The sequence below is a fragment of the Emticicia sp. W12TSBA100-4 genome (assembly GCF_040253585.1).
GTDB lineage: Bacteria > Bacteroidota > Bacteroidia > Cytophagales > Spirosomataceae > Emticicia.
Window position 1 is genome coordinate 1 of record NZ_JBELAU010000033.1, and the last position, 13,253, is coordinate 13,253.

The 13,253-nt window shown below is 33.8% G+C and carries 13 protein-coding genes; 3 read left to right on the forward strand and 10 right to left on the reverse strand.

Annotation, left to right across the window (positions count from 1 at the left end; all coding sequences use genetic code 11):
- From ABR854_RS25315 to ABR854_RS25325, 3 genes are all read left to right on the forward strand, one after another.
- Positions 1 to 743: caspase family protein (locus tag ABR854_RS25315; RefSeq protein WP_350268655.1), on the forward strand; the 743-nt coding region annotated here is incomplete at its 5' end.
- Between the two features lie 90 nt (positions 744 to 833).
- A complete protein-coding gene (locus tag ABR854_RS25320) occupies positions 834 to 2,300 on the forward strand; it encodes a C1 family peptidase (RefSeq protein WP_350268656.1) in 1,467 nt (488 codons plus the stop codon).
- A gap of 28 nt (positions 2,301 to 2,328) precedes the next feature.
- On the forward strand, positions 2,329 to 3,354 hold the full coding sequence (locus ABR854_RS25325) for a hypothetical protein (protein ID WP_350268657.1): 1,026 nt from the start codon (positions 2,329 to 2,331) through the stop codon (positions 3,352 to 3,354).
- Positions 3,355 to 3,536: 182 nt separating this feature from the next.
- Here ABR854_RS25325 and ABR854_RS25330 read toward each other — a convergent pair whose 3' ends face one another.
- The 10 genes from ABR854_RS25330 to ABR854_RS25375 form a co-directional block, all read right to left on the reverse strand.
- A complete protein-coding gene (locus ABR854_RS25330; protein ID WP_350268659.1) occupies positions 3,537 to 3,770 on the reverse strand; it encodes a hypothetical protein in 234 nt (77 codons plus the stop codon).
- Positions 3,771 to 4,358: 588 nt separating this feature from the next.
- On the reverse strand, positions 4,359 to 4,634 hold the full coding sequence (locus ABR854_RS25335; protein ID WP_350268660.1) for a LytR/AlgR family response regulator transcription factor: 276 nt from the start codon (positions 4,632 to 4,634) through the stop codon (positions 4,359 to 4,361).
- A gap of 79 nt (positions 4,635 to 4,713) precedes the next feature.
- The gene (locus ABR854_RS25340) at positions 4,714 to 5,871 is read right to left on the reverse strand and encodes an SEL1-like repeat protein (RefSeq protein ID WP_350268668.1); all 1,158 of its coding nucleotides are present in this window, start codon (positions 5,869 to 5,871) and stop codon (positions 4,714 to 4,716) included.
- A gap of 18 nt (positions 5,872 to 5,889) precedes the next feature.
- Positions 5,890 to 6,492: a caspase family protein gene (locus ABR854_RS25345; protein WP_350268661.1), complete on the reverse strand. Its 603-nt coding sequence runs from the start codon at positions 6,490 to 6,492 to the stop codon at positions 5,890 to 5,892.
- Between the two features lie 74 nt (positions 6,493 to 6,566).
- The gene (locus tag ABR854_RS25350; protein ID WP_350268662.1) at positions 6,567 to 8,240 is read right to left on the reverse strand and encodes a C1 family peptidase; all 1,674 of its coding nucleotides are present in this window, start codon (positions 8,238 to 8,240) and stop codon (positions 6,567 to 6,569) included.
- Between the two features lie 51 nt (positions 8,241 to 8,291).
- Positions 8,292 to 10,109 (reverse strand): sensor histidine kinase, encoded by a 1,818-nt coding sequence (locus ABR854_RS25355; protein WP_350268663.1) that lies wholly within the window; start codon positions 10,107 to 10,109, stop codon positions 8,292 to 8,294.
- On the reverse strand, positions 10,091 to 10,753 hold the full coding sequence (locus ABR854_RS25360; RefSeq protein WP_350268664.1) for a response regulator: 663 nt from the start codon (positions 10,751 to 10,753) through the stop codon (positions 10,091 to 10,093). Before ABR854_RS25360 ends, ABR854_RS25355 begins: the two co-directional genes overlap by 19 nt.
- 80 nt (positions 10,754 to 10,833) lie before the next feature.
- Positions 10,834 to 11,484, reverse strand: a complete 651-nt coding sequence (locus ABR854_RS25365; RefSeq protein ID WP_350268665.1) for a methyltransferase family protein — start codon at positions 11,482 to 11,484, stop codon at positions 10,834 to 10,836.
- Positions 11,485 to 11,491: 7 nt separating this feature from the next.
- A complete protein-coding gene (locus ABR854_RS25370) occupies positions 11,492 to 12,121 on the reverse strand; it encodes a hypothetical protein (RefSeq protein WP_350268666.1) in 630 nt (209 codons plus the stop codon).
- 260 nt (positions 12,122 to 12,381) lie between these two features.
- Complete coding sequence (locus ABR854_RS25375; RefSeq protein WP_350268667.1) at positions 12,382 to 12,975, reverse strand: recombinase family protein; 594 nt, start codon at positions 12,973 to 12,975, stop codon at positions 12,382 to 12,384.
- Positions 12,976 to 13,253: the final 278 nt, after the last annotated feature.

The window sequence follows — 13,253 nt, forward strand, 5'->3', positions numbered from 1 at the left end:
TGTATTACGACGACATCAACCAACCTAATTTGTTTGTATATTGCTTTGGCGTAGAAGCCAGCGACCTAAAGTTCACAAGCAACGATCCCCAGTACATCAAGCAATTGTTTGTGAAACAAAAGGGCGTGTTGTTTAAAGAAGTGTATGTTACAGCGTTTACTGGCGTTCAAACAAACGCTGCCGCCATCAAACAAACTATGGAACGCTTAGGAAATGATACCCGAATAGGTCCACAAGATGTGGTGTTAATTTTCTTTTCGTCGCATGATTTACCATCGCCTGACTCAACTTTTAACATCGAAGCCCGCGATTATGCCCCCTTAGCTCCAACTAATACCACCTTACGCTATAAGCAAGATGTATTAGCATTTTTAGAAAAACGCCCCAGCAAGCATGTGGTATTAATGGATGTCTGTTTTAGTGGCGGCAAAGCACACCCCGACATCAGCAAGGTAGTAGCCGAAACACCTCCCGGTTGGGTTATGCTAAGCAGCAGTACAGGATACGAGTTATCGTTTGAACATACCGATTGGCAACACTGTAGTTTTGATTATGCCATTCAACAGGCACTTAGACAAGGTAAAGCAGATAAAAACAACGATGGCCAAATTACGCTTGGTGAGTTGTATGACTTTTTAGCAAAAAAAGTGCCTGCTCAAAACCGTAGCAAAAACCTAACCGAACAACACCCCACAATTAAGAAGGAAGGCGTCGAAGATACTATAATTTATGTCTTGAAGTAAGCCTTTGTTGGCTATTTTTTTCAATATCATGATGATAATTCGAAATATAAACCGATATACTAAAAAAGAACAATTTTAATACTTACAAAAATGAAAAGAACAATTGCAATTTTACTTTTCTTCCTACCATTTGTTAGCTTGGGACAAGGTATGAAAATAGACCAAGCAAGTTATGAGCGTATGCCACTGATAAATTTGGGAGATAATAGTCGAGTGGGTACAAAATCGACTAAAAGTGACGCAAAACTTAACGTTGACCTTCGTCCGTTTGTACCTGAAATTGTACACCAAGGTCAAGGTAATAACACGTGTGTTTCGATAGCCACCGCTTACTACGCAGCTGGTACTCGACTGGCATATTTAAAACAAGTAGCGGTCAACCCAACCCAGTTTGCTCTTTCGCCTTTGTATCATATTATCAGAAATCACTCGACTTGTAGTGACTTTCAAAACATTAATTTTGTTGTTGAAGACTTAGAAAATAATGGAGGAGTTTCCTATTCAACTTTCCCTGATTTGGTTTGTAGAGCAAATGCAGTAAATTTTAGTCCTAGTTTCAGGGCTGTAAATCAGCAAAGATTATGTGGAAATTACAAAGACGAGAATGGAATTGAAAGAAATGTGGATTGTAAAGGAGATGAGATTGTATATAATATTAAGTTGGCTTTGACAAACGGCTATCCTGTTGTAACTGGCTTACCAGTGGGGAGTTTAGCAGACTATAATTTTAGACGTTTAAAATATTATCGCCAGACAAATAATTTAAGTAATATAGGACATGCCATTACGATTGTAGGCTATGACATAGACCGAGAATTACAGCAAACCTACTTTATCATTGCCAATAGTTGGGGAAGTGAATGGGGTGATAATGGTTATTTTTATATACTTGCCGATGACCTTCGGAAGACAATGATGAGTGCTGCATTTATTTTTAATGTTGTACCAATCAATACTACCCCCAACTCGCCCCAACGTACAACTGAACAAGCCAATGGTTTAGGGACAAGTTTTGAGTTACAAAATATCTATGATAGAATTGAAGGTCTAAGTTATGTCGGACAGGGTTTGTACAGAGCCAATCAAAACTACAAACTCGGTGACCAGTTTTATGGGGTTATCAAAAACCTAAGTCCGGACATGTATTTATATGTTTTAAGCCAAGATGCAAGCGATTTTAAAGTGGCTAAGCATTGGCCAAGAGAAATAAAATCAGCGGGTTCAAAAATTGATGATGTTATAGTCGCCAAAGGAACTCCAATTTTATTTCCTGAACCAGATTATCCTTTACAAATAACAGGTGGAGTGCAAGACCATATCATTATTCTGGCTTCAAAAAAAGATTTGTCGGCCGACTTGCCTTATATTATCCGAAATTTGGAGAATAACCCAAATAGAAATGCGAATATTAGTGAACGCTTGAATATTGCACTGTCGGGTCGAATGATTGCTACAAACAATATAGATTATAGAACAGATAGTGCAAAAGGAACTCTTCGGAGTTTGAATGCTTCAGGCGATATTTTACCACTTATTATTGAAATTAACCATAGATAAAATCCATACAACGCTAAATTTTATAGCCATGAAGACTTTCCTAATTTTCCTTTTTACTTATGTGTTTTCCTCGCTACTAACCGCACAACCTTTAGAAAAGCCAATAAAAACAATATGCAATTCTGTTGAATCCACTATTTCTTTTCCAAATGGAAACTATTTAGTAGGTGGCAGATTGCCAATTAACAGCGTTAAAAATCAACTTTCGCTTGAGTATTATTCCAATTCAGATACCTTGCAGTGGTTGCGAACTTATCCACTTATAGGTGAACTAAAAACAAAGCCTCAATTATTTTTGTTTGAAGAAAAAGTAAGCTGTTTTTTTACGATTGATTACGGATCTTTTATAGCAACCATAGACAGAAAAAGCGGCAACTTTACCCAAATTGTTCAGTTAGAAAATCATTTGCTTGGGGTGCCTTTCCAAAATGGTTCTATGGTTTTTACCGAACTAATTAACCAAAAAGGAAAGTACTTGGCTTATAATTTGGAAAACGATGCTATTTCGTATATTTCAATTCCCCAATATGCAGCTAAACTGCAAACGCTTTGTTTACTCAAAAACAATGACATTTTTTATTCGTATGGCAACGACTTCGGAATTGTGAGCGATAGAGGAGAAGTGAAAAAATCATGGAATTACCCAGGATTACAAATTTTACATTCCATTGAGATGCACGGCGATACTTCGCTATTACTTGCAGGAAGCGAACTCAGTAACCTATTTAACGCTGAAAATTCACAAGGGTATTTGGCACTTATTTCTACCCAGAACTACGACACCGTTTATTGGACAAAACAAGTTGGTTCGGAGTTGACAAACGATACGATTTTGGACATAAAACCTTTAGCTCAATCAGAAATAGAATTTATATTAGTCAATGAAAAAGAACTAAACTGGCATATCTTTTCGACAACGAATAAAATGACGCTTGAAACGAAAAAAATCGTAAATGAGGAAAGAGATTTAGAGATTATTTCTATTCATAAAGAACAAAGCGGGTGGATTATGTTGGAAAAAAGAAATAAGCAATTATTCAAACTATATTTTTGACTTAATCGAAATCTACAAGATGTTAAAGGCTTTAAAAGGTTACCCGCTGATTTTTTCGAATTTGGGTAAAATTAAAAGAAAGTACAAAATTCGTCATCACTTTGCTGAAAATTTCAAATTGAATTTGAGTAGGAATATTGAAGTCTCAAGGAATTATTTTAGTAGCCCAAATTACATCTATATTAAAAAGATAATTGCCAAAGTCTAAAATAATGATAAAAACGAGAAAAATTAACCGAATCTTTGGTGGTTAAACAATACTTCTCCCAAAGCATCAAACGTATTACGCCAACTTTTTGTAGTTCTTTTTCATATTGTGGGAAAAGTAAAGATAGCTCTTGACCAGTTGTTGGTGAACCCTGTCTTTGAATCAAACGAGCTAAGGATTCTTCGTCCCATGTCAATAATGGACGCAAATCCTCTCGAAATTTTGAACATAAATAGCCTAAATAATTGTCAACTTTATGACTTGAAAGTCCTAAATTTAGTGCTATCCATCACTTACCCTTGCCTTTGACTTGGTAGCTAATGAGTTGATGTATTTGTTTCATTGTGATGCGATGATTTGCCATGACATAAGTATTTTAAGTAAAAAAATACTTACAAGCAACGGTCTATTTTATCGTTTTTTACTTATCTACAGGTGGCTCACTTTCGCTGGAATATAACCGTGTCCTGAAAAGTAAAAAAATAAACAATAGACTTGTGGGATTTGTTGCTAGAAAGACTTTATAAGCTCCCGAAAAGTTGGTGTAGATAGGTTTCTACCAAAAATTTTTGTTGTAAAACCGATGCTTTCAAGAGCTTGTTGTGTGTCGCTAAGGTCGTTGTAGATATTATTTAATTTAAAATTGGGGGTTTCATAATTTTGATTCCCCAGTAGGATAGCATAACGTTGAACATCCTCAAGTGGTAAATCATCGCTTGAGCTTTGAGCAAGCGACGTAAAAGTTAATTTGTAAAAAAATAGGATATATAGAATTTTCAACTTCATGGCATTTCCTTTAGTTTAAATACTGTTTACGCCTTCTTGCCACGGGCAATATAATTCCGTTTGAAAGTTGTACATTCGTGTCGTTGCACCTTTTGATATGTTCTTGATTGACTAAAAAACTGCGGTGAATTCTTAAAAAAGTACTTTTGGTTGAAGCCAGTTGTGCTTCTACTTTCTTCAAGGTATAGCTCAAGAGTTCTGTTTTACCATTTTTATAATAAACAAGGGTATAGTTTATTCTTGATTCCAGAAAAAGAATGTCGCTTTGCGGGTGGTTTGCTTTCATTTACATCGTATTTTTTGTAAATGTAAAGGCAAAAAACGACCAAGTAAACCCCCAAAAATGGGGGGAGTAAACTATTTTTCTAATCTTTTAAGGCCGCTTGGGCATTAGTATCTCTTTGCTCAGCGGCTTTTCTGTACCATTCTTTGGCTATTTTTATGTCTTTATTAACTCCGTAGCCATTTTCATACATAAAGCCTAAATTGCCTTGCCCCGTAGCATCTCCTTGGTCAGCGGCTTTTCTGAACCATTTAACGGCTGTGGTATAATTCTTTTCTACGCCATATCCATTTTGATACATAACGCCTAAATTATTTTGCCCCGTAGTATCTCCTTGGTCAGCGGCTTTTCTGAACCATTCAACGGCTGTGGTATAATTCTTTTCTACGCCATAGCCGTATTGATACATAAGGCCTAAATTGCCTTGCCCCGTAGCATCTCCTTGGTCAGCGGCTTTTCTGTACCATTCAACGGCTGTGGTATAATTCTTGTCTACGCCATAGCCATTTTGATACATAACGCCTAAATTATTTTGCCCCTTAGCATATCCTTGGTCAGCGGCTTTTCTGAACCATTTAACGGCTGTGGTATAATTCTTTTCTACGTCATATCCATTTTGATACATAACGCCTAAATTGACTTGTCCCGTAGCATATCCTTGGTCAGCGGCTTTTCTGAACCATTCAACGGCTGTGGTATAATTCTTGTCTACGCCATAGCCGTATTGATACATAAGGCCTAAATTGCCTTGCCCCTTAGCATATCCTTGGTCAGCGGCTTTTCTGTACCATTCAACGGCTGTGGTATAATTCTTTTCTACGCCATAGCCGTATTGATACATAAGGCCTAAATTGACTTGCCCCGTGGCATATCCTTGGTCAGCGGCTTTTCTGTACCATTCAACGGCTGTGGTATAATTCTTTTCTACGCCGTAACTAAAATAATACATATCTCCTAAGTAGTTTTGAGCATTCTTGTTTTTATTAATGGATAAAAATAGGTTATATGCCGATTTATAGTCTTTCTTGTTGTAAAAATCTTTTGCCTTTTCTAAACGGTTTGTTATTTCGGCTTCTGAAATAGAAATTTCGGATTCGAGTTTAACTTCTTGGTTTTTTAAAAAATAAAAATCCTCATAGATGCGTATGTTTAGAATAGGTTCTTGAACGTCAATTGCAGAATTTTTTTTATTTAATTGGGAGCTAATTTGGTAGGTTCTGTTTCCTGCATTTTTAAAAATAGTAGTAAGTTCTAAGGGCTATCGGATATACAGCAATAGCGATTCGGTATAAAGGCTATTTTTATTGAAATAACTTTTATAGGTTGATGTTTTGCCATATCCCGTTGCAAAAGCCTGCAAAAAGCCACTTGAGTTAGCCTCAATGTCCACTAATTTTGTATTAGGGTTGGCGTTTTTGGTAGGGCATTTTTCGGTAATGGTTTCATCACGACAAGCATCTAGAACTAAAAAAAGGTTTCTCACTTCTTTATCTTGGATGCGTTTTCGTAATTCCTCTACATTGATAGCTCTGTTTTTAACTTGTTCCAAACAAGTGGCATCGAAGTTTATTGGTAAAAGCCAGTTGTTGTTATGTAGCCCAATGCCATGACCAGAAAAATAAAAAAATACCACATCGTTCCGATGTGAATTTTCAACAAAACTATCAATGGCATCCATCATGCTTGCATAATCGGTATCCTTTACAACGGTTGGTTTTTTAAAACCAATTGCTTGAAGCGCAACACTCATGCTATCAGCATCGTTGTAGATGTTATTTAACTTTCGAACAAAGTTATAATTCTGATTACCAATAATCAGGGCTTTACGTTCGGCTTCGCCCTTATTGATATTTTTTTGCACTTTACCCTCTCCAATGGTTTTGGTTTGGGCAAAAGTGTTGGAAAAATAAGCTTGTTTTAAATATTTTAATCATATTATTTTCCAGTTATGATTATAACGGTTGGTAAAATAGTACCTGATGTGCTTTCGGCTTGTAGTTGATAACCGTTCTCATTTTGGCTTACTTTGTTTGGCTGTGCCAATCTTTCTCCAAGTACTTTTTTTAAATTAGAATGAAAAACTTCACTATCAGGTGTATAAGTTAGCGATGCTAACAGTCTTCGAATTTCGTCATCAATTTTATATTTTGAAAACAAAAGTACCATATATTCTTTCTGCGGAGCATCTTTTACAAACCCACGAGGGATAATAGTACCAGAACCTGCGTCTATTCGAGGTTGTGGGACAAAAAATTCGGTATCGTGCGATAACACAAAGGATGATAAGGGGGGGGCTTTCAACGTTTTAGCTCCAGTTACAGTTTTATTAACCGGGAAATGTACCTGTTTTTGGTCTTCTTCAATATTCAACACATAAAAATAGCTATCATTATTCAGCCCACTAACATATAATTGGTAGCGTTGCGATGCTGATAGACTTTCTTCCAAAGTCAAAACATTTCCATTTTTGATTATTCGTAGTGGCTGTGTAATTAATTGAAGCTCGGCATTAAGTACAACATTCTTAATAGAAACACTTGCCGTTATGGTACTTATTGGTGCTTGAGTAACCACAACTTGGAGTTCACTCGCTGGTTTTTCTTTTTTTACAGTTCGTGTATTGGTATTCGCTTGTGTTGATTTCTGTTTATGTTCTGTTTTAGCATCTTGTTTTTGGCTTGGTTTTACTTGTATTTTGGTTGGAGTTGACTGTTTTTTGAGTTCATTTTTTGCTACTACGGGTTTTGCATCTAACGATAAGACGAAAGCTTTTGATGCATATATAAGGTCGTGGTAACGAAGGTAAGCGATGCCATCTTTTCCCCAATTCGAGCCAGCAGGAAATGTTACTTCGAAAGATTGTTTTTTGTCGTTATAGCCGATTATAACAATGGTTTTATAGATTTGTGGTAAGGTTTCTGTTCTATTGTATTCGATGTATTCGGACTTTAAACTAAAAAAATTATGTTGAACTCTCAACTGAGTGATAACTGGTTTGTTCTGAACAATCGCATGCTTTATGCGACTAATCTTGTTGTCGATATTTCTAGATTGGACACAGTTAATGCTTTCATCTTCACAAAACGAATCAAACAAATGACCAACCCCTGCCACTTTGAAATGAGATGCTTTTATTGATGTTTCGGAGGGTGGGTTACACGTTGGAACAAAACTATATTTTTCATACTGAACAGTTCCTATAGTATTTAGCAGTGTTGTCAATTTGTTGATTGAAGTAGCATTAAATTGACAATGATTTCCTCTTGCCATAATATTATGAATATATGAATAGGAGAAGACCAATGGTTGATTATACTGAAGCCAATATTGAATGCTCATTGCTTGGTAAGTGAACGCCCAAATAGTAGCTGCACTTGGAGGCGTTTTACCATCCATTAAATTGAGTTGTTTGGGTAAATATGCTTTCAACGATTTTTGTGAAAGCGTTGGGTTTGCTCCAAAAAGATTCAAATTTTCAATTTCTTCATTTTGTATGCTATCCTCTCTAAAAAAATCTTCATCAGATGTGTTTAAGTCATACGTTGTAGATTGAGCATTTGCTGCAATTCCAGAAAGAACCAAGAAAAGGAATAGAATTGAACGTTTCATAACTTTAACTTATTTGTTTTAGTATAAATCGGATTGGATATCGAATTATCATCACTCTCTGTAAAATTTTATTAGAATTGTTGTTCCTTTTTCTGGAAATGAATCAATTGACATTACGCCCTTTAGTTGCTCGTTTACTCTAAACTTTATGTTCTTTAGCCCCATTCCAGTCGTAATCGCTTCTTTTTGGAATCCCTTCCCATCATCTTCGATGGTAACGCTTATTTGATTTTGCTTTTCATTAAAAAAAATTAATATTTCATTTGCATTAGCGTGTTTAACAGCATTGGTTATCGCTTCTTGAATAATCATAAACAATGAATGCTCTACTTGTGGGTCTAATCTTTTTTCAAAGTTCATATCGTTTATATGAATTGTGGGGTTTTGCGAATTCATATAAATTTCTTTTAATGCCTGTACAATTCCTACTTTTAACATCGAAGATGTGGTATAACTATGAGCTAAATCCCTGATAGTCTGAGCTGTTGTATCTAAAATTTTCATACCTTTTTCATACCCGCTATTTTTAGCGTCTTTAGTTATAGAATCTTTAAAAACATTGAAATTTAGTTTTGCTGCCGAAACTAATCCTCCGAGTTTGTCATGTAAGTCAAGTGCAATTCTTCGTCTTTCAGCATCTTTTGCAGATAGCTCCCTTTCCAACATTTCTTCTACCACTTTTTTTCTTTCTTCTTGAAGATTTTTAAACTTTATGCTTAGTCCTATTGTAAGAACGAATAGTTCAAAGAAGGTGAGTACATAATAATAATTGTGCATTAGTTGTACAGGTATATCGTGCAACTCGGATAATGATTCTACAATACCACTAATCAAAACTGGAAAAGTTGCAACTAAGAAAATCCACGCAGGTTGGTATTTAAGCTTAAAACTCTTGTAAAGAAGAATTAATGGAAGAACACAAAGAATAAAAACTAAAATTTCAAAAATAACTCGATACTCAAAAACACTTAGATTTGATACTAAAAAGAGTCCAACAATTAATAAACTAATGACCACAACATAAGGTGTTATTTTGTGGTAAAATAGTTTAGTTTTAGTATCGTACTTGAGGAATTTCTGAGCAAATAAAAAGTAATTCAATGGAAGAACCGAAGTAAAAAAGCCATAAATATTTTTGTTTCTAATTACTTCCGGAAGATTCTCTGTAAAAATATAAAAATAATCAAAGTTTACCAGCATCATGCCTAAAGACAAACCAACCCCTACACTATAATAAAGATAAAGTAAATCACGAAACAGCAGAAATAGTGTGGTTCCAAATAAAAGAAGCATCACCATGGCACCAATATAACAGCTATGAAGTAATTGTTGGTCCAAAATAAAAGTTTTAGCCTCGTTTAAAGTTTTTATTGTAAATGGGAATAAACTGAGCTTATAATTTACGTTTTTTGCAAAAATATATAGACTTACTTTTTGTTTTGATAGAACTGTAAATTGAAAAGTAGAAAATGGACTATTAAAATCTCTTGTATTGGGGTTGAAATGTCCACCTGTAACCGATGAATTGATGATTTTATTATTTATTACAGCATAGAACTTTAAACTGTCAACTCCACGTGTAATAAAAATAAAATTTGAATCAATATTAGCAATATTTTTTAGATCGCATTTATGCCAAACGCCATTCTTTTTTTCTCCAAAATTTTTGCAATTAGTAAATAAGGGTTTAAAAAGAGAGGAATCCTTAATTATATTTTCGATTGAATAGGTACTACCTTCTTGAATTAGGTAGCTACATTTAATTTTTTGTAGTTTATCAGTAATCTTGATTTTATCACTTTTACAGCCTACTGATATAATTAAGCTAAAAATTATTATAATATTTTTTTTTATTGTAAAATTTTCCATTGATAAGCTAAACGGATTAAGTCTGGTGCATTTTTTGCGTCAAATTTTTTCATTAATAAATTTCTATAATCAGAAACTGTGTCTTTATGTAACTCGAGGTTGGATGCAATTTCACCTGTTGTAAAACCTCTTGACACCAAGTCTAATATTACTCTTTCTCTTTTTGATAAAATTAGAGGTGCCTCATTGGTGAGGTAATTCAAAATTGCAGGTGTGTTTATTTTTTTTTGTATGTTTTTTTGGAAAAAGATATTACCTAAAAATACAGTCCTAATTGCTTGTTTTAAAACCTCGGTTGTCACATTTTTTAATAGGTACGATTTTGCACCTAACCTTACGGCTTTTTGGACAATCGCAAAGTCATCAAAGTTTGATAAAACAATGACATTTATGTTCAAGTTGCTTTTTTTAATAAACTCTAGAACTTCTAATCCAGTTGCTAAATGTGTGTTATCTATTCCCTGCTCTGGCATACTCAAATCTAACAATAATACATTTGGCTGATTTTTTTCTATACCTTTTATCGTTTCGAAAGAATTATTATAAGTTGCTAAAATTTCAAATTCCTCTTCTCTTTCTAGTATAGATTTAAGTGTTTCCAACAAAATTACGTGGTCGTCAGCAATACTAATTTTGATTTTCATTTGATTTTTCATTTAATGATACAAACGTAGTGTATATATATTAAAAAACTTACCCCCAAAAATGGGGGTAAGTTTTTTTTCTACCAAATATATGGAAACATTTTCCATGTACTTTTTTTATATCTAATGTATTTATTTTTAAAGAATTTTACAAGTTGTTTTTCCTCGAAATAAATTCGATAAGAATAAACAATAATTAAACTAATGCTTGAAAAAATAAATGTATAGATTGCTTCAAAAAATAGCGATGTTCCCAACATGGTAAGATATGCACCTAAATAACTCGGATGACGAATAAAACAGAATATACCATGTTGAATTAATTTGCCTTTTTCTATTTCAGTAATATTTGCAGTAAAATTTTTATTTAATTTGTAAAGAGCATCTATTCGAATTACTGTCCCTATAAATAAGAATAATAAGCCAATAATTGTAAAAGCTTTGGCATTTAACCTACTATCATTGAAATAATAAATCCATTCTGTTACAGAAAACACTTGACTTAAAATACCAAATAAAAAAATTAAAAAAGTACTGTATTTATCTGTTTTTACATTGATAAGTGTGTTTTTAATTTTTATTTCACCTTGATAGGTAAGCAAAATCACGCTGAAAGAAAATGTTGTCCAAATTCTTATGTCCCAAATGAGTTGATCAAAATTGGGACTGAAAAGAACAGGAACGATAAAAAGAAAACAGCTAACGAAAATTGATTTAAGAAATGTTTTCATAGTTTTTCTAAATTTCAAAGTTTACAAATTGATTTAAATCCCATTTATTTAAGGCTTCAAAGGATAATTGCATGTCAGACCAAACATAAAAAATACCATTATCTAAGTAGCTTCCCATGAACTTTGTAAAGCGCTCATTTTTTTTATCAATGTTTGGAATTCCATGAAAGAAGATGTTATACGGCAATTTCATTTCGTGTTTTAATAAGTATGCAAGATGGGGGTGTAATGTGGCTTGCCAATATTTGACTCTATGCTTTTTCGAATAGTGCATTAGTCCTTGAAGTAGAGCTATTGGTTCAATATGTTTAATATCGAAAACAGGTTTTACTTGAAAGTTTCGTGAAAGTCTTCCAATTTCTATGGATTTATTTGTATAGATAAAATCTGGAACATCAAAATTGAAAAATTGATTTGAAGGAAATTTTTCTGGGTTTACGAATACAGATAACGTACTTGTCAACTGATTTTCTTCATTGAGTGTTCCTATAATAACAGGACCTTCATTTTGTAACAAATTTATATCTAACCCTTTGTACTCGATTCCATACATTTCGTAATAAGTATCGTTAACAAGTTGGTTGGCTTCCAAAATAAGCTCAGGGGTTTCTAATAGTTTTACAGTCAATTTTCTCATATTTTCATGTGATTTTTATATTTAATCGTCATGAACATGAAAATATCATCAACACTCCAAAAAAAATATCTATTGTGTATTTTGAAATTTAGTATTTGGGTCTTTGGATTTATGTCAATCTCCTCCCACATTTTCCTATCATCGAAATTTGACGAATAACACAACTCCGATTTTCTATAATGCGGCTTATAAACAAAGTCCCTCAGTCTTTGAGGTTCTTATAGAAATTAACCGAAAAATCAACCTTTCAAACTAAATAGTTAGTTGATTTTATTATAATTTCCAATTTTAACTTTCCTATACCTCAAATACTTATACAAAGTCATTTTGGAAACACCAATCTCTTCGGCAATTTGATTGACACCCATTTTCCCTTCTTTATAATAGGTCTCAGCCAGAATCGCTTTTTGTTCAGCTTCTTTGGTCATGCCCTGTCTACGACCTCCCTTTCTGCCTCTGGCTCTTGCAGCTTCTAATCCTGATTTTGTTCGTTCACGAATTAGGTCTCTCTCAAACTCTGCAAACGAAGCAGAAATATTAAAGAATAATCTTCCCTGTGGAGTGGTCGTATCAATCGCATCATTGATACTTCTGATACCAACTTCTTTTGAGTTTAACTCTGAAACTACTTCGAGTAAATGTTTTAGCGAACGACCCAAACGGTCAAGTTTGTAAACAACCACAATATCACCCTTTCGGATATGCTTCAAAAGATTTTGTAATTCGGGTCGCTCAGTTTTTGCACCCGATGCTGTCTCTTTAAAAATCATCTCACAACCATCTTTGTTGAGAGCATCAATTTGTAAATCTAAAACTTGGTCTTTGGTACTAACCCTTGCATAGCCTATTTTCATTCTGATTGTATATAGTTATTCAATATTAGAAAACTTTAAATATACTTTGTTTGATATACAACAAATATATACAAATAACACCATAAAAAGAATTATTTTGTGATTTGGTTTAGGTGTTTGTAAAAGTCCAAATAAACGCACGTTTAATTATACTGATAATATGGCATCTTCCTTTTTAACGCAACAAGAACGGATAGCTTTTGATGGCTTTCCACCCATTGATGATTCTATTATGCAACAATACTTTTACTTTCGGAGAGAAGATAAACCTATCGTTG